The 16654-nt window shown below is 73.7% G+C and carries 18 protein-coding genes; 9 read left to right on the plus strand and 9 right to left on the minus strand.

Annotation, left to right across the window (positions count from 1 at the left end):
* Nucleotides 1-24 precede the first annotated feature (24 nt).
* A complete protein-coding gene (xylB, locus tag IE172_RS10135; RefSeq protein WP_190096800.1) occupies nucleotides 25-1470 on the plus strand; it encodes a xylulokinase in 1446 nt (481 codons plus the stop codon).
* Nucleotides 1471-1611: 141 nt separating this feature from the next.
* Nucleotides 1612-2820: an ROK family transcriptional regulator gene (locus IE172_RS10140; RefSeq protein WP_190096801.1), complete on the plus strand. Its 1209-nt coding sequence runs from the start codon at nucleotides 1612-1614 to the stop codon at nucleotides 2818-2820.
* Between the two features lie 85 nt (nucleotides 2821-2905).
* Here the strand turns inward: IE172_RS10140 and IE172_RS10145 are convergent, their stop codons facing one another.
* Nucleotides 2906-3277: a DUF4180 domain-containing protein gene (locus IE172_RS10145; RefSeq protein WP_190096802.1), complete on the minus strand. Its 372-nt coding sequence runs from the start codon at nucleotides 3275-3277 to the stop codon at nucleotides 2906-2908.
* Between the two features lie 122 nt (nucleotides 3278-3399).
* Between IE172_RS10145 and IE172_RS10150 the strand changes: the two genes are divergently transcribed.
* Nucleotides 3400-3795 carry a luciferase domain-containing protein gene (locus IE172_RS10150; protein ID WP_190096803.1) on the plus strand — a complete coding sequence of 132 codons (396 nt, stop codon included), beginning with the start codon at nucleotides 3400-3402 and terminating at the stop codon, nucleotides 3793-3795.
* Nucleotides 3796-3816: 21 nt separating this feature from the next.
* Here the strand turns inward: IE172_RS10150 and IE172_RS10155 are convergent, their stop codons facing one another.
* The 6 genes from IE172_RS10155 to IE172_RS10180 all read right to left on the minus strand — a co-directional run bounded on the left by IE172_RS10155 (nucleotide 3817) and on the right by IE172_RS10180 (nucleotide 9076).
* The gene (locus tag IE172_RS10155; protein ID WP_125508696.1) at nucleotides 3817-4011 is read right to left on the minus strand and encodes a hypothetical protein; all 195 of its coding nucleotides are present in this window, start codon (nucleotides 4009-4011) and stop codon (nucleotides 3817-3819) included.
* Between the two features lie 102 nt (nucleotides 4012-4113).
* Entirely contained in the window at nucleotides 4114-4977 is an 864-nt protein-coding gene (locus tag IE172_RS10160; RefSeq protein ID WP_190096804.1) for a phosphatidylinositol-specific phospholipase C/glycerophosphodiester phosphodiesterase family protein, read from the minus strand.
* 188 nt (nucleotides 4978-5165) lie between these two features.
* On the minus strand, nucleotides 5166-6242 hold the full coding sequence (locus IE172_RS10165) for an acyl-CoA dehydrogenase family protein (RefSeq protein WP_190096805.1): 1077 nt from the start codon (nucleotides 6240-6242) through the stop codon (nucleotides 5166-5168).
* Nucleotides 6239-7420: an acyl-CoA dehydrogenase family protein gene (locus IE172_RS10170; protein WP_229885922.1), complete on the minus strand. Its 1182-nt coding sequence runs from the start codon at nucleotides 7418-7420 to the stop codon at nucleotides 6239-6241. Before IE172_RS10170 ends, IE172_RS10165 begins: the two co-directional genes overlap by 4 nt.
* Nucleotides 7417-8394, minus strand: coding sequence for an NADPH:quinone oxidoreductase family protein (locus tag IE172_RS10175; RefSeq protein ID WP_190096806.1), 978 nt, complete (start codon nucleotides 8392-8394; stop codon nucleotides 7417-7419). The genes IE172_RS10170 and IE172_RS10175 overlap by 4 nt, the downstream gene beginning before the upstream one ends.
* 106 nt (nucleotides 8395-8500) lie before the next feature.
* Nucleotides 8501-9076: a helix-turn-helix domain-containing protein gene (locus IE172_RS10180; protein ID WP_190096807.1), complete on the minus strand. Its 576-nt coding sequence runs from the start codon at nucleotides 9074-9076 to the stop codon at nucleotides 8501-8503.
* A 65-nt stretch (nucleotides 9077-9141) separates the two neighbouring features.
* On the opposite strand from IE172_RS10180, the gene IE172_RS10185 reads away from it, so the two are divergent.
* The 5 genes from IE172_RS10185 to IE172_RS10205 all read left to right on the plus strand — a co-directional run bounded on the left by IE172_RS10185 (nucleotide 9142) and on the right by IE172_RS10205 (nucleotide 13891).
* Nucleotides 9142-10119, plus strand: coding sequence for an NAD(P)/FAD-dependent oxidoreductase (locus IE172_RS10185; protein WP_190096808.1), 978 nt, complete (start codon nucleotides 9142-9144; stop codon nucleotides 10117-10119).
* Between the two features lie 48 nt (nucleotides 10120-10167).
* Nucleotides 10168-11706, plus strand: coding sequence for an ATP-dependent DNA ligase (locus tag IE172_RS10190; protein ID WP_190096809.1), 1539 nt, complete (start codon nucleotides 10168-10170; stop codon nucleotides 11704-11706).
* Complete coding sequence (locus IE172_RS10195; RefSeq protein WP_190096810.1) at nucleotides 11703-12167, plus strand: NUDIX hydrolase; 465 nt, start codon at nucleotides 11703-11705, stop codon at nucleotides 12165-12167. Before IE172_RS10190 ends, IE172_RS10195 begins: the two co-directional genes overlap by 4 nt.
* A gap of 76 nt (nucleotides 12168-12243) precedes the next feature.
* A complete protein-coding gene (locus IE172_RS10200; protein ID WP_190096811.1) occupies nucleotides 12244-13629 on the plus strand; it encodes an NADP-dependent succinic semialdehyde dehydrogenase in 1386 nt (461 codons plus the stop codon).
* Between the two features lie 25 nt (nucleotides 13630-13654).
* The gene (locus tag IE172_RS10205) at nucleotides 13655-13891 is read left to right on the plus strand and encodes a DUF6213 family protein (RefSeq protein WP_190096812.1); all 237 of its coding nucleotides are present in this window, start codon (nucleotides 13655-13657) and stop codon (nucleotides 13889-13891) included.
* A gap of 52 nt (nucleotides 13892-13943) precedes the next feature.
* Here IE172_RS10205 and IE172_RS10210 read toward each other — a convergent pair whose 3' ends face one another.
* Complete coding sequence (locus IE172_RS10210; protein ID WP_190096813.1) at nucleotides 13944-15170, minus strand: acyl-CoA dehydrogenase family protein; 1227 nt, start codon at nucleotides 15168-15170, stop codon at nucleotides 13944-13946.
* Nucleotides 15171-15342: 172 nt separating this feature from the next.
* Here IE172_RS10210 and IE172_RS10215 point away from each other — a divergent pair, with 172 nt between their 5' ends.
* On the plus strand, nucleotides 15343-15984 hold the full coding sequence (locus IE172_RS10215) for a TetR/AcrR family transcriptional regulator (RefSeq protein ID WP_190096814.1): 642 nt from the start codon (nucleotides 15343-15345) through the stop codon (nucleotides 15982-15984).
* Nucleotides 15985-16024: 40 nt separating this feature from the next.
* On the opposite strand, the gene def is transcribed toward IE172_RS10215, so the two are convergent.
* A complete protein-coding gene (def, locus tag IE172_RS10220) occupies nucleotides 16025-16570 on the minus strand; it encodes a peptide deformylase (RefSeq protein WP_190096815.1) in 546 nt (181 codons plus the stop codon).
* Nucleotides 16571-16654: the final 84 nt, after the last annotated feature.

The raw sequence follows: 16654 nt of genomic DNA on the forward strand, positions 1-16654 counted from the left end.
CGGGTGCGGAAGAGGGAGAGACCGATGTCAGCAGCCGAGGGTCCGCTCGTCGTCGGCGTGGACACATCCACCCAGTCCACCAAGGCGCTGGTCGTCGACGTGGCGACCGGCAGGGTCGTCGCGAGCGGCCAGGCCCCGCACACGGTGACCTCGGGAGCCGGCCGGGAGAGCGATCCGCGCCAGTGGTGGGACGCCCTGTCCGAGGCACTGCGCCAGTGCGGCGAGGCGGCGCACGAGGCCGCGGCGGTGTCGATCGGCGGGCAGCAGCACGGTCTGGTCACCCTGGACGCGCACGGCGAACCGGTCCGTCCGGCGCTGCTGTGGAACGACGTGCGGTCCGCGCCGCAGGCCCGCCGGCTGGTCGAGGAGCTGGGCGGCGCGAAGTTCTGGGCGGAGCGCACCGGCAGCGTGCCCGCCGCCTCCTTCACGGTCACCAAGTGGGCCTGGCTGGCCGAGCACGAGCCGGACGCGGTCCGTGCCGTCAAGGCCGTCCGGCTCCCCCACGACTACCTCACCGAGCGGCTCACCGGCGCCGGCACGACCGACCGCGGGGACGCCTCCGGCACCGGCTGGTGGGCCTCGGCGACGGAGGCGTACGACGAGGAGATCCTCGCCCACGTGGGCCTCGACCCGGCGCTGCTGCCGCGCGTGGTGCGGCCGGGGGAGGTGGCCGGCACCGTGCGTGACGGTCACGGCCTGCCGTTCTCCCGGGGGACCCTGGTGGCGTGCGGGACGGGTGACAACGCCGCGGCCGCGCTGGGCCTCGGGGTGCGCCCCGGCACACCGGTGATGAGCCTGGGCACCTCGGGCACCGTGTACGCCGTGTCCCGGCACCGGCAGGCCGACCCGACGGGCACGGTGGCGGGCTTCGCCGACGCGCGCGGCGACTGGCTGCCGCTGGCCTGCACCCTGAACTGCACGCTCGCCGTCGACCGGGTCGCCGCCCTGCTGGGCCTGGACCGCGAGGCCGTCGAACCCGGCCACGGGGTGACCCTGCTGCCCTTCCTGGACGGCGAGCGCACGCCGAACCTCCCCCGCTCCTCCGGCCTGTTGCACGGTCTGCGTCACGACACCACCGGCGGCCAGCTGCTCCAGGCCGCCTACGACGGCGCCGTGTACTCCCTGCTGGCCGCGCTGGACCTCGTCCTCGACGACGACGCCGACCCGTCGGCGCCCCTGCTGCTGATCGGCGGCGGCGCCCGGGGCGCGGCCTGGCAGCAGACCGTCAGGCGCCTGTCGGGGCGGCCGGTGCAGGTGCCCGAGGCGAGGGAACTGGTCGCGCTCGGTGCGGCCGCGCAGGCGGCCGGGCTGCTCACCGGCGAGGACCCGGCCGCGGTCGCCCGGCGCTGGAACACGGCGGCCGGGCCGGTGCTGGACGCCGTGGAGCGGGACGAGGAGACGCTGGCCAGGCTCGCCGGGGTACTCTCCGACGCGGCCGCGCTGCTGGAGCGCGCCACCGAGACCGGCTGACGGCCCCCGTGCCTCCCGGACCGGCGGTCCGTGCCGCTCCGTCGGCCCGACGGGCGGGCCGCCCCGGGAGGAGCGCGGACCGACCGGGCGGGGCTGCCGAGGGCACACCGACGACCGCAGAGACCGAGGAACGACGGAGGAATGAGCACACCGCCGCACAGGACCCGGCCGGCCGGCCCGGGGCGCGCCCTGCCCGACACCCAGCAGGGCATGCGCCGCCGCAACCTCGCGCGCGTGATGCACGCCGTGAGCGCCGAGGGGCCGCTGTCCCGGGCCGCCGTCGCCTCGCACATCGGCCTGACCCGCGCGGCGGTGTCCACGCTGGTCGACGAACTGATCCGCTCGGGACTGCTGGAGGAGCTGGGGCCCGAGCGGCCCGGCCGCGTGGGCCGGCCCGGTTCCGCGCTCGCCGTCAGCGGGAACGGCCCCGCGGGGATCGGCGCCGAGGTCGGCGTCGACCATCTCGCGGTCTGCGCGGTCGACCTGCGCGGACGGGTGCGGGCCCGGGCGGTGCGGCAGGTGGCGAACCGGGACCGCTCCCCCGAGCCGGTTCTCGCGGAGCTCACCGGACTGGTCCACCGGGTCGTCGCCGACGCGGAGGGTGAGGGGCTGTGGCCCGCGGGCCTGGCCGTCGCCGTGCCCGGCCTGGTGGCCCGGGACGCCCGGACCGTCGTACGCGCCCCGAACCTCGGCTGGCTCGACACCGACCTCGGTGACCTGCTCCCCGCGCGGTTCCCGCTCACCGTGGCCAACGAGGCCAACTTCGGCGCGCTGGCCGAACTGTGGCTCGGCGAGGACACGCCGCGCGACTTCCTCCACGTCTCGGCGGAGATCGGTATCGGTGCGGCGGTCGTGGTGGACGGGCGGCTGCTGCACGGAAACCGGGGCTTCGCGGGCGAGCTGGGGCATGTACCGGTGTGGCCCGACGGACCGGGGTGCGCCTGCGGCGGGCGGGGCTGTCTGGAGCAGTACGCCGGTGAGGAGGCGGTCCTGCGCGCGGCGGGGCTGGAGCCGGGCGAGGACCGCGTCGGTCTGCTCGCCGGCCGCGCCGAGCAGGGCGACGCCGGGGTACGGCGTGCCCTGCACGACGCGGGAACGGCGCTCGGCATCGCCCTCACCGGAGCGGTGAACCTGCTGGACCCGCAGAGCGTGGTGCTGGGCGGTGCCCTGTCCGGGCTCGCCCCCTGGCTGCTGCCCTCCCTGCGGTCGGAACTGGGCTGCCGTACGGCGGGGCCCGCCTGCCCGGTCTCCGTGTCCGCGCTGGGCCCCGAAGGCCCCCTGCTGGGCGCGGCGCACTCGGTGGTCCGCGGGGTGCTGGACGACCCGGCGACCGTGGCCGAGCGCACCTGACCCGGGCCGGGCCCGCACGGCGGCGGTCACGCGGCCGCGGCGGGCCCGGGGGCGAGGTGTGCTGCCGGCTGTCGCGGGCTCCGTGTCAGGCCGGGGTCAGCCGCCGTTCCAGTTCCGTCCGGTCGGTCACGAACCACACCTGGCCGCCCCGGTTCGCCTCGCGGACGAAGTCGCGCAGGGCGTCGCTGCCGGCCACCCGGGCGGTGATGTCGCCGACGATCACCAGACGGATCCGGTAGTTGGCGAACTTCTGCACCACGTCGCCGGCGACCCCCGACCGCAGCGTGAAGAACTCGTCGGCCACCCGGTCCACCGGAACGGCCACCACCTCCGCCTGACAGCCCATGGCATCGCCGATCAGATCGAGGGCGGTCTCCCCGCCGCCCAGCTTCCGGCCGTCCGGGCCGCAGAGGAGGACCGCGACACCGTGCGACGTCATGAGATCGTTGGCTGTCATGGCCCGAGCGTACGTCAAGGTCCGTGCGTTCGTTCGGGGTTGTGGTGGTCCGTCACCTCACCGCTCGATTACGAATCGTCCAACCGCTGGTGGACAGAGGTTGAGCAGGCAACCATGAGGGCATGACACCGGCGCAGCGTGCCATGGAGAGACTGCTCACCTGGCCCGATCTCTCGGCCTCTCCGGCCGCCTGCGGCACGGGGCAGGCGCTCCGCACCGTGCGTGACGAGATCGTCCACTTCCACTCCGCGCGGGACGTGGACCTCCACCTCACCCACCGCGCGATCCAGCGATTCCACTACGACCTGGGCGGATCGAGCGCGATCCAGCTGATCCCGGGGTCGTGCTGGGTGACGGTCCACCTGGACTGCGCCACGGACGTGGACCTCTTGATGAGCCTGGTGAGCGTCGCCCTCAAGGCGCACCAGAACCGGCCCCCCTCCACCCTGCCGACCGCGGCCGGGTGCAACTTCCACCGTGTCACCGTGCTGCCGCGCGACGCGGCGGCCGGCCGCTGAGCCGCGCGGGGCGGACCGGCCTCACGGCCGCAGACTGCCGACGATGTCGGCGGTCGCCGTGAGGCCGCTGTGGATGGTGGGCGCGATGCTGGTGCTGGCCAGGTAGAACCCGAGCAGCAGACAGACCAGGGCGTGGGAGACCTTCAGCCCGCTGTTGCGCAGGAAGATCACCGCCAGGACCGAGAGCAGCAGCACCACAGAGATGGAAACGGCCATCGTCAACCTCCTCCGCCACATCCGTTTCGCGGCGTTCGGCCGCAAGTGTGGCGTAGCGGAGGGTTCGTCCGGGCTGCTGACCTGTCCGCCGAACGTGTGGTGTCACTGCCTCCGGCGGGCGTCGAGGAAGGATTCCAGCCCCGCGAGATCGTCGGTGTTGAGATGGTCGACGTCCGCCGCGAGCAGTTCGCCCCACAGGGCGTCGCGGGCGGGACCCGGCGCGTCCGGGGTGGCCCAGAAGCGCACCCGCTGCCCTCGCGTGTGTGCGGCGCGCACGATGCCGCGCAGCGTGCCGCGCTCGGCGGCGGGGAAGGGCCCGACGCCCCGCCAGGTGAAGTTGAGGGTCCAGTTGTCGCTGATCAGCGGGACGAAGGAGGCCGGTTCGGGGGTGCCGAGGTCGGTGAGCCGCCCGTCGTAGAAGGCACGGCGCACCCGCTGTGCCTCCATGGGCGCGCGAGCGGCGCGGTCGCCGGAGACCACCGCGGTGACCGCGCCGGGCAGCACCCTGCCGTGCGCGCAGGTGGTGAACAGGTGCCGGTGGCGGCGCAGCAGGCGGTCGAGTTCGAGGTAGGTGGACGCTCCCTCGGTCTTGATGTCGATCAGCAGCTGGAACGGCCCGCGGTGGCCTCGGTGCACCGCGCCGCGGTTCGCGCGGACCCGGGCGGCGAGCGGGTCCAGGTACAGGGATTCGAGGGTGCGGGACGGGTCCAGGTCCCCGGGGTCGTGGCCGACCAGGAGGTGGCCGTCGACGAGGTGGATGTCCGCCTCGACGCTGCCGAAGCGGTGGTGGAGGGCGTCGAGGAGCGGGCGCGGGTGCTCGTAGTCGTTGTGGGCGTGGGCGCGCCACAACGGGCGCGGCCGGTGCCCGTGTTGACCGGCCAGAGCCGGGGCCGCGGGGAGGGCGACCGAACCGGCGAGGGCGGCGCCGAGGGTGGTGAGGGCTCTGCGGCGGGTGGTGAGGGCCATGCTCTGCCTCCCTGGAAGTGCCGTACGGGGTCCCCGTGAGTATGGGGGCCCGGCAGGCTCAAGGAGCAGGGTCGTGCTCGGAGTTGGCCGATCCGCCGCCGCCCGTTCACCGCACCGGCGCGGCGGGGCGCGCACGGGCGGAAGCCCGCCCCGGAAAAGGGGCGGGCTTCCGTATGCGGTCCGGCCGGTCAGGGCGCGCGCAGGTCCACCAGCTCCGCGAGTTCCTCGCGGTGGGCGCCGGCCGTGCCGTAGGCGATCGAGTCGGCCTTGGCGCGCTTGAGGTGGAGGTGCACCGGGTGCTCCCAGGTCATGCCGATGCCGCCGTGCAGCTGCAGTGCCTCCTCCGCGGCACGCACCGCGACGGGCGCGGCGTAGGACTGGGCGACGGCGACCGCCACGTCGACGTCCTCGCCGGTGGTCAGCGCGTCCGCGGCGTTCCGCGCGGCCGCGCGGAGGTTGACGGTCTCCAGCCACGACTGGGCGAGCCGGTGCTTGAGCGCCTGGAATCCGCCGACCGGGCGGTTGAACTGCTTGCGGTCCTTCAGGTGGCGGACGGTCTCCGTCAACGACCATTCGGCCACGCCGAGTTGTTCCGAGGCGAGCAGTCCGGCGCCGGCCCGCAGGGCGCGGCGCACGGCGGGTTCCGCGTCGCCGAGCCGACGGCCCCGGGCGCCGTCGAGGACGATCCGGGCGAGCGGCCGGGTGAGGTCCAGGGACGTCTGCGGGGTGACGGTGACCGCGCCGGCCTCCACCGCGTACAGGCCGCCGTCGTCCGCCGGCACCAGCAGCACGTCGGCGACCGCGGCGTCGGCGATGCCGGTCAGCTCGCCGTGCAGGGCGCCGCCCTCCAGCCGTACGGTGGCGAACGCGGCGCGGGGAGCGGTGTGCAGTCCCACCGCGAGGGCGCCGATCCGGCGTCCGGACGCCAGCGAGGCGAGCAGGCCGCCGGGCTCGGGGCAGGCCAGCAGCGCCTCGGTGGCCACCACGGCGCTCGTCAGGTAGGGCACGGGAGCGACCGCGCGTCCCAGCTCCTCCAGGACGACGGCGGTCTCGCGGTGGGTGGCTCCCTGGCCGCCCCTGTCCTCGGGGACCAGCAGCCCGGCGAGGCCCATGCCGTCGGCGAGCGACTTCCACAGGGACAGGTCGTGCGGGGCGTCCGACTCGATGCGGGCGATCACCCCGGCGGCGTCGCAGTGGTCGGTGAGCAGGTCCCGGACGGCGGCGCGCAGCGCCTCTTCCTCCTCCGAGTACAGGAGATCGCTCATCGGGCCAGGTCCTTCCACGGGACGTCCTTGTCGGTGCGCGGCTCGGCCGGCAGGCCCAGGACGCGCTCGGCGACGATGTTCAGCAGGACCTCGCTGGTCCCGCCCTCGATGCTGTTGCCCTTGGCGCGCAGGTACCGGTAGCCGGCGTCGCGCCCGGTGAAGTCGACGAGTTCGGGCCGGCGCATGGTCCAGTCGTCGTACAGCAAACCCTCCTCGCCCCGGAGTTCCACTTCCAGGCCGCTGATCTCCTGGTTGAGGCGGGCGAAGCCCAGCTTCATTCCGGCGCCCTCGGGGCCGGGCTGTCCGGCGACGAGCTGCTGGCGCAGGCGTTCGCCGGTGAGCCGGGCCACCTCGGCCTCGACCCACAGCTTCAGCAGCCGCTGGTGCAGGTCGTGGGTGCGCAGTCCGGGCCGTTCGCGCCAGGTCTTCGCGACGGGGCCGATCATGCCGCCCTCGCGGGGCAGCCGCATGCCGCCGATGGCGACGCGCTCGTTGTTCAGCGTGGTCTGCGCGACCCGCCAGCCGTCACCGGCCTCGCCGAGGCGGTGGGCGTCGGGAATGCGGACGCCGGTGAGGAACACCTCGTTGAACTCGGCCTCTCCGGTGATCTGGCGCAGCGGACGCACCTCGACGCCGGGGTCGGTCATGTCGCAGACGAAGTAGGTGATGCCCCGGTGCTTGGGCACGTCAGGGTCGGTCCGGGCGATGAGGATGGCCCAGCGGGCGAGATGGGCGCTGGACGTCCACACCTTCTGCCCGTCGACCACCCAGTGCCCGCCCTCCCGCACGGCGCGGGTGCCGAGCGCGGCCAGGTCGGAGCCGGCGCCCGGTTCGCTGAAGAGCTGGCACCAGACCTCCTCGCCGGTCCACAGGGGGCGCAGGAAGCGCTCCTTCTGCTCCTGGGTGCCGTACTGGAGGATCGTCGGCGCGGCCATGCCGAGGCCGATGCCGATGCGGCGGGGGTCGTTGTCGGGGGCTCCCGCCGCTTCGAGTTCGGCGTCGACGACGGCCTGGAGGGTGCGCGGGGCGCCGAGGCCGCCGAGGCCTTCGGGGAAGTGCACCCAGGCGAGTCCGGCGTCGAAGCGGGCGCGCAGGAAGTCCTGGCGGGCGGTGCCGGCCGGTGGGTGGGCGGCGAGGAACTCCTGGGTGCGGCGGCGCAGTTCGGCGGCGTCGGTCATGATGCGGCTCCGTTCTCCGGCGCGGGCAGCACGGCGACGCGCCCGGTGGTGACGCCGTCGGCGACCCGCTGCACGGCCTCGGCGGCCCCGGCGAGCGGGACGCGCTCGCTCACCAGCGGCTTGATCGCGCCCCGGGCGGCGAGGCCGGTGAGCTGTTCGTGGCAGTGCTGGACCAGCTTGGGGTTCTTGGTGTTGTACAGGCCCCAGTGCAGGCCGAGGATCGAGTAGTTCTTGACGAGGGCGTGGTTCAGGGCGGGGCTCGGAATGGACCCGCTGGCGAAGCCCACGACGACGATGCGGCCCTCGAAGGCGACGGCCTTGGCGGACTGGGCGTAGGCCTGCCCGCCGACGGGGTCGTAGATCACGTCGGCGCCCCGGCCGCCGGTGGCCTCCTTCACCGCGGCCACGACGTCCTGCTCGCGCCGGTCGATCACCACGTCGCAGCCCAGTTCGCGGGCGACGGCCGCCTTCCCGGCTCCGCCGGCCACACCGATGACGGTGGCGCCGGCCGCCTTGCCGAGCTGCACGGCCGCGCTGCCGACCCCGCCCGCGGCGGCGTGGACGAGGAGGGTCTCGCCCGCCTGCAGAGCGGCCCGGCGGTGCAGACCGAACCAGCCGGTCTGGTAGCCGATGTGCAGCGCGGCGGCCTCCGCGTCGTCCAGCGCCTCCGGGGCGGGCAGCAGCGCGGCGGCGTCCGCGACCGCGTACTCGGCGAAGCCGCCGTACGGCAGCGCGGGGTTGGCGATCACCCGGCGCCCGTCCTCGGTCTCGCCGCAGATCTCCACGCCGGGGGTGAACGGCAGCGGCGGCCTGACCTGGTACTGGCCCCGGCACATCAGCGCGTCCGGGAAGTTGACGGCGGCGGCGCGTACCTTGAGCAGGATCTGCCCCTCGCCGGGCGTCGGCCGTGGCACCTCCGCGAGGCGCATCACCTCGCCCGGCTCGCCGAGCTCGTGCACTTGCCATGCCTGCATGGGGGGCCTCCACGGGACTGTGAACGTCGTGTTCGCCTGACCGGGTCCACCGCATACTAAGCGGTCGCTTGCCCGGAGGGAACACTCGCGTCCCGCGACGACCGCCTCACCCCCGCCTGGGCCGCGCTCTCACGTGCATCCGCTCCCCCTGCGGGCCGAACAGGCTGAGGAACTCCACCGGCCCCTCCCCCGTCGAGCCGAACCAGTGCGGCACCCGGGTGTCGAACTCGGCCGCCTCGCCCGCCGTCAGCACCACGTCGTGCTCGCCAAGCACCAGCCGCAGCCTGCCGGACAGCACGTACAGCCACTCGTAGCCCTCGTGGGTACGCGGATCGGGTTCCTGCTTCCGGCGGGGTTCGAGCACCTTGTACGCCTGGAGGCCACCGGTCTGGCCGGTGAGCGGCCAGTGGGTGCGGCCGTGGCGGACGATCGGCTCGGACGCGCGGACGCGCGGATCGCCGACCGGCGGCGCGCCGACCAGTTCGTCCAGCGCCACCCGATGGGCCTGCGCGATCGGCAGCAGCAGTTCCAGACTCGGTCTGCGCAGCCCGGACTCCAGCCGCGAGAGGGTACTCACGGATATACCGGTCGCCTCCGACAGCGCCGCGAGAGTCACCTCCCGCTCCTTCCTGATCCTGCGCAGCCGGGGGCCCACATCCGCGAGTACGTCGTCCGTCGTCATGACGCCATTGCAGTTTCGGCAAAGTCGTTTGTCAATGCGGCACCGGCTGGGCGACCGTCGTCGTCATGGAGGTGGTCACGATGAACGAGTTCGACGAGCTGGACCAGACGGACCGCGACGGGGTCCACGACGTGGTCGTGGTCGGCGGCGGGCCGGCGGGGCTCTCCGCCGCCCTGGTGCTGGGCCGGGCCCGGCACCGCACGCTGGTCGTCGACGCGGGCGAACCGCGCAACGCGCCCTCGGCGCACATACAGGGCTATCTGACCCGGGACGGGATGTCACCGGCCGAATTCCTGGCGCGGGGACGGGAGGAGATCGCCCGCTACGGCGTCCGGCTCGTCCGCGACCGGGTCACGGACGTCACCCGGGACGGGGACTTCGCCGTCACCCTGCGGACGGGCGGGGCCGTACGGGCCCGGCGGCTGCTCGTGGCGACCGGGCTGAAGGACGAGCTGCCCGACGTCGAGGGGGTCGCCGAGCGGTTCGGGCGGGACGTGCTGCACTGCCCGTTCTGCCACGGCTGGGAGGTGCGCGACGAGTCCTTCGGCGTGCTCGCGTCGAGCGCGATGAGCGTGCACCAGGCGCTGATGGTGTCCCAGTGGTCGAAGGACGTGACGTTCTTCCTGCACCGGGTCTCCGAGGCCGAGCTGTCCGACCAGGACCTGCGCCGGCTGGCCGCCGCCGGAGTCGACGTGGTGCCCGGCGAGGTCGCCGGGCTGGTGGTGGAGGACGACCGGCTCACCGGGGTGCGGCTGGCCGACGGTACCGTGCGCGCCCGCTCCGTCCTCTTCGCCGGACCCCGCCCGGTGCCGGGGACCGGTCTGCTCCAGCGGCTGGGCGCGGAACTGGACGAGACGCCCTTCGGTGCCTACCCGGTGGTCGACCCGACCGGTCTGACGACCGTGCCGGGCGTCTGGGCCGCGGGCAACGCGATCGGCTTCTCCGAGCAGGTGGTGCACGCGGCGAGCGGCGGCTACCGGGCGGCGACCGCGATCGTCGGGGACCTGCTGATGACGCGCCTCGACGCCGCCGTGGACGCATAGACGTCCGGCCGGGGTGTGCGGCGGCCGCCTCCGTAGCACCATGGCGGCATGTTGCTGTCCCGGCTGGCCCGTGTGTCCCAGGAGGTGGCCGCCACCTCGGCGCGGTCGCGCAAGATCGCCCTGCTCGCCGAGTTGTTCCGGGAGGCGGAGGCGGCCGACGTGCCGGTCGTCATCCCGTATCTGGCGGGCCGGCTGCCGCAGGGCCGGATCGGGGTGGGCTGGAAGGTGCTGAGCCGTCCCGTCGCCCCCGCCGCCGAACCGTCCCTGACCGTGCGCGAGGTCGACGCGCGGCTGACCGAACTCGCCGGGGTGTCCGGACCGGGCTCGCAGGCCGGGCGGGCCCGCCTGGTCGGCGAGCTGCTGGGCGCCTGCACGGAGGACGAGCAGCGGTTCCTGTTCGGACTGCTCACCGGCGAGGTCCGGCAGGGCGCCCTGGACGCGGTCGCCGTCGAAGGGCTCGCGCGGGCGACGGGGGCGCCGCCGGACGCCGTGCGGCGGGCGGTGATGCTGGCCGGCTCGCTGCAGTCGGTGGCCGGGGCACTGCTGGCGGACGGCCCCGGGGCGCTGGAACGCTTCCGGCTCACCGTCGGCCGGCCCGTGCTGCCGATGCTGGCGCACAGCGCCTCCTCGGTCGCGGAGGCGGTCGGGAAGCTGGGGGCGTGCGCGGTCGAGGAGAAGCTCGACGGCATCCGCGTCCAGGTCCACCGCGACGGCGACAGCGTGCGCGTGCACACCCGCACCCTCGACGACATCACGGACCGGCTGCCCGAGGTGACGGCGGCGGCCCTGGAGCTGCGGGGCGAGCGGTTCATCCTGGACGGGGAGGTCATCTCCTTCGACGGCGACGGCCGTCCCCGTTCGTTCCAGGAGACGGCCGGCCGGGTCGGCTCCCGGACGGACGTGGCGACGGCCGCGCGGGAGGTCCCCGTCTCCCCCGTCTTCTTCGACGCGCTCTCCGTCGACGGCCGCGACCTGCTGGACCTTCCGTTCTCCGAGCGGCACGCGGAACTGGCCCGGCTCGTCCCGGAGCCGATGCGGGTGCGGCGCACCCTGGTGCCGGGCCCCGGGGAACAGGACGCGGCGGAGGCGTTCCTGGCCGAGACCCTGGAGCGCGGCCACGAGGGCGTGGTGGTCAAGGGTCTGGACGCCCCCTACAGCGCGGGCCGGCGGGGCGCGTCCTGGCTGAAGGTCAAGCCGGTGCACACGCTCGACCTGGTGGTGCTGGCCGCCGAGTGGGGCCACGGCCGCCGGACGGGGAAGCTGTCCAACCTGCACCTGGGCGCGCGCACCGCGGAGGGCGGTTTCGCGATGCTCGGCAAGACCTTCAAGGGCATGACCGACGCGATGCTGGCGTGGCAGACCGAGCGGCTGAAGGAGCTGGCGGTCGACGAGAGCGGCTACGTCGTGACGGTGCGCCCCGAGCTCGTCGTGGAGATCGCCTACGACGGGCTCCAGCGCTCCACCCGCTACCCGGCCGGCGTCACCCTCCGCTTCGCCCGCGTGCTCCGCTACCGCGAGGACAAGCGCCCCGAGGAGGCGGACACCGTGGAGACGCTGCTCGCCGCGCATCCCGGGGTACGGCCGTGACGGGCGCGCGCAGCGCCGGACTGCTGCTGTTCCGCCGCACCGGCCAGGGCGTCGAGGTGCTGCTCGGCCACATGGGAGGCCCCTTCTTCGCCCGCCGGGAGAGCGGGGCCTGGACCGTGCCGAAGGGTGAGTACGACCCCGGCGAGCCGGCCTGGGAGGCGGCCCGCCGTGAGTTCGGGGAGGAGCTGGGGCTGCCGCCGCCGGACGGGGAGGCGCTGCCGCTCGGGGAGGTCCGGCAGTCCGGAGGGAAGACCGTCACGGTGTGGGCGGTCGAGGCGGACCTCGACCCGGCGACGGCCGTGCCCGGCACCTTCGAGATGGAGTGGCCGCCGAGGTCCGGGCGGCTGCGGGAGTTCCCGGAGCTGGACCGGGTCGCGTGGTTCACCCTGGACCGGGCCCGGGAAGTGATCGTCTCCGCGCAGAGCGCGTTTCTCGACCGCCTGGCGGAGCACTCGGACTGAGGAACCTCCCGCGTTGCGCCGCCCGCCGCCGCGCGGGAAGGTCGGAAGGCACAGCCCGTCCCCAGGGAGGTCAGCGATGCACATCGCCACGGTGAATCCGGCGAACGGCGAGACCGTCAAGACGTACCACCCCATGGACGAGGAGGAGCTGGAGCGCCGGCTCCAGCTGGCGGAGGCCACGTTCCGCACGTACCGGACCACCTCGTTCGAGGAGCGTGCGCGGCTGATGCGCCGGGCGGCCGAGATCCTGGAGGAGGACCAGGACACGATCGGCCGGGTGATCACCACGGAGATGGGCAAGCCGGTCAGGCAGGCCCGCGCGGAGGCCGTGAAGTGCGCCAAGGCGATGCGCTGGTACGCCGACCACGCGGCGGAGCTGCTCGCCGACGAGGAACCCGACGCCGCCGACGTGAAGGACTCCGGAGCCTCCCGGGTGCTGGTGCGCTACCGGCCGCTGGGCCCGGTGCTGGCCGTGATGCCGTGGAACTTCCCGCTGTGGCAGGTCGTGCGGTTCGCGGCGCCCGCGCTGATGGCCGGCAACGTCGGCCTGCTCAAGCACGCCTCGAACGTGCCGCAGACCGCCCTGTACCTGGAGGACCTCTTCCACCGCGCGGGCTTCACCGAGGGCTGCTTCCAGACGCTGCTCATCGGCTCCGCAGCGGTTGACGACCTCCTGCGGGACGTACGGGTGAAGGCGGCCACCCTGACCGGCAGCGAGCCCGCGGGGCGCGCGGTCGCCTCCACCGCCGGGGAGATGATCAAGAAGACGGTGCTGGAGCTGGGCGGCAGCGACCCGTACGTCGTCATGCCCTCCGCCGACCTGGACCGGGCCGCCGAGGTGGCGGTCACCGCGCGGACGCAGAACACGGGGCAGTCCTGCATCGCCGCCAAGCGGTTCATCGTCCACACCGACGTCTACGACGCCTTCGCCGAGCGCTTCACCGCGGGCATGAAGGCGCTGACGATCGGCGACCCGATGGAGGAGGACACGGACGTCGGCCCGCTCTCCAGCGAACAGGGCCGCGCCGACGTGGAGGAACTGGTCGAGGACGCCGTACGGGCCGGCGCCACCGTGCTGTGCGGGGGCGAGCGCCCCGAGGGGCCCGGCTGGTTCTACCCGCCGACCGTGCTGGCCGGCATCGGCCGGGAGATGCGCATCCACCGCGAGGAGGCGTTCGGCCCGGTGGCCACGCTGTACCGCGCCGCGGACATCGACGAGGCCGTCCTGATCGCCAACGACACCGACTTCGGGCTCAGTTCCAACGTCTGGACCCGTGACGAGGCCGAGGTCGACCGGTTCGTCCGGGACCTGGAGGCGGGCAGTGTGTACGTGAACGGCATGACGGCATCCCATCCGGCGTTCCCGTTCGGCGGGGTCAAGCGGTCCGGGTTCGGGCGTGAGCTGTCCGGGCACGGAATCCGCGAGTTCTGCAACATCACCACCGTTTGGCAGGGTGCGTGACGGTCGCCCGACTACGATCCCGACTGTGAACCGCGAAGTGACTCTGCCTCTGATCGTCGACGACCGCGGGACCTTGCAGGTGGCCGCCGCCGATGTCAGCAAGCTGCTGCGCACGGTGGGCGGGCGGTGGGTGCGGCTGGTCGAGGCCGGGGAGGACGGTCTCGACGAGGACACGGTCGCCGCGCTGACCATCGAGCTGGCGAAGCTCGCCGACCGGATCGACGTGGCGTGCATCGCCCACAGCAGCGGCGGCACGCCGTAGGAGGGTGACCCGGCGGTGCCGCCCGCACCGCCGGGCCGTTCCGGGGGCCGCCTCAGCGGATGGGCATGCCCGACAGGGTGCGGGCGATCACCAGGCGCTGGATCTCGCTCGTGCCCTCGAAGATGGTGTAGATGGCCGCGTCGCGGTGCATGCGCTCGACCGGGTACTCACGGGTGTAGCCGTTGCCGCCGAGGATCTGGATCGCCTGGGCGGTGACCTTCTTGGCGGTCTCACTGGCGAACAGCTTGGACATCGAGCCCTCGGCGGCCGTGAACGGCTTGCCGTTGATCGCCATCCAGGAGGCGCGCCACACCAGGAGGCGGGCGGCGTCGATCTGGGTGCGCATGTCGGCGAGCTGGAAGGCGACGCCCTGGTTGTCGATGATCGGGCGGCCGAACTGCTCGCGCGTGGTGGCGTACTCCAGGGCGACCTCGTAGGCGGCGCGGGCGGTGCCCACGGCCATGGCGCCGACCGCCGGGCGGGACGCCTCGAAGGTGGCCATGGCGGCGTTCTTGACGCGCTCGCCGCCCTTCCTGGCCCTCTCGCGGGCGCGGGCGAGCCGCTCGTCCAGCTTCTCCTTCCCGCCGAGCAGGCAGGAGCCGGGGACGCGCACGTTGTCCAGGATGACCTCCGCGGTGTGCGAGGCGCGGATGCCGTGCTTCTTGAACTTCTGCCCCTGGGAGCAGCCGGGGGTGCCCGGCGGGACGATGAAGGAGGCGTGGCCCTTGGAGCCGAGGTCCGGGTCGACGACCGCGACCACGACGTGGACGTTGGCGATGCCGCCGTTGGTGGCCCAGGTCTTGGTGCCGTTGAGCACCCACTCGTCCTTGGCCTCGTCGTACACCGCGCGGGTGCGCATCGAGGCGACGTCGGAGCCGGCGTCGGGCTCGGAGGAGCAGAACGCGGCGACCTTGACGTCGTTGGCGTCACCGTACATCTGGGGGATCCAGGTGCCGATCTGCTCCTCGGTGCCGTTGGCGAGGACGCCGACAGCGGCGAGACCGGTGCCGACGATCGACAGGGCGATGCCCGCGTCGCCCCAGAAGAGCTCCTCCATCGCCATGGGAATGCCCAGGCCACTTGCGTCGAAGTACTGCTGGGCGTAGAAGTCGAGGGAGTAGATGCCGACCTTGGCGGCCTCCTGGATCACCGGCCAGGGAGTCTCCTCACGCTCGTCCCATTCGGCGGCCGCGGGGCGGATGACGTCGGCGGCGAAGCCGTGCAGCCAGTCCCGCACCTCCTTCTGCTCGTCGTTGAGCTCCATGGTGAACTCGGCCATGACCCCTCCAGCGGCGCGCACATGCGTGTTACTTCCGGTAACACCGAGTCTGTTACCCGCGGGTAGGAAAAGTCAACTCCTCCGGGCCGGCCGGTATCCCGTTCGATGGCCGCTGCGCCTTCAGTGCTAGTTTGCGCAGGCGTCACCGAACCAGCACGGGTGGGGAGAGCTCATGGACACCACACAGCGCACCGATCAGCAGCGGTCCGCCGACCGACGCCGGCGCGAGCTGCTGGAGGCCGCCGACCGGGTGGTACTGCGCGACGGCCCCGGAGCCTCGATGAACGCGATCGCCGCCGAGGCGGGCATCACCAAGCCGATCCTCTACCGGCACTTCGGTGACAAGGGAGGACTCTACGCCGCTCTGGCCAAGCGGCACACCGACGCGCTGCTGGACTCGCTGCGGGCCGCGCTGGACGCCCCGGCGGACCGGCGCGAGCGGGTCGAGGCCACCCTGGACACGTATCTGTCGGCCATCGAGGCCCGCCCACAGGTGTACCGCTTCCTGATGCATCCCGCGGAGGGGGCGCCGAGCGAGCAGGGCTTCGACGTCGGCAAGCACTCGGCACCGCTGCTGCGGCGGATGGGCGAGGAGCTGGCCCAGGTGATCGAGGAGCGGCTGGACCTCGGGCCCGGCAGCCAGCAGCTCGCCCGGGTGTGGGGGCACGGCATCGTCGGCATGATGCACGCGGCCGGCGACTGGTGGCTCGGCGAACGGCCCTGCTCCCGCGCCGAGTTGGTGCGCAGCCTGGCGGATCTGCTCTGGGGGCGGCTGGCGGCCGCGGGCGACAGGGTCGGCAGCCCGGGCTTCTGAGGGACCGGACGCCGTCCGTCCGGGCCGGCCGCGCCCCGGCTCAGTCCGGACGGTTCCAGGACGCGCGGTTCGCCCGGCGCATGAGCCTGCGGTGCCGCCACCCCGTCAGGCGGTCGGCGTAGATCCGGCCCTCCAGGTGGTCGTACTCGTGCTGCAGACACCGGGCGAAGAAACCGGTGCCGTGGACGGTGACCGGTTCGCCGTCCGCCGTGAGACCCTCGACCACGGCATGGTCGTACCGCTCCGTGCCCGCCTCCAGTCCCGGCAGGGACAGACAGCCCTCCGGGCCGCGCACCACCACCCCGTCCGCCTCGACCAGCCGGGGGTTCACCACATGGCCCCGGTGCCGGACGTCCTCGTCGTCCGGACAGTCGTAGACGAACACCCGCAGCGGCTCGCCGACCTGGTTCGCCGCCAGGCCCACCCCCTGGGCCGCGTACATCGTCGCGAACAAGTCCTCCACCAGGCGGGAGAGTTCCGGGCCGAAGCCGGTGACCTCCCGGCAGGGCGCGTGCAGCACGGGGTCGCCGAGCAGGGTGAGGGGCCGGACGCGTCCGTGGACGCCGGGGATGGAGCCGTGTCGCATGGCGGCAAGAGTACGGTCCTTCCAGCAACGCCCGTCTCACGGTGGTGCCGCGGTTCAGGAGTGCGAATGGATCTCGATAGGCTG

The organism is Streptomyces griseoflavus, assembly GCF_014649995.1.
Classification (GTDB): Bacteria; Actinomycetota; Actinomycetes; order Streptomycetales; family Streptomycetaceae; genus Streptomyces; species Streptomyces griseoflavus.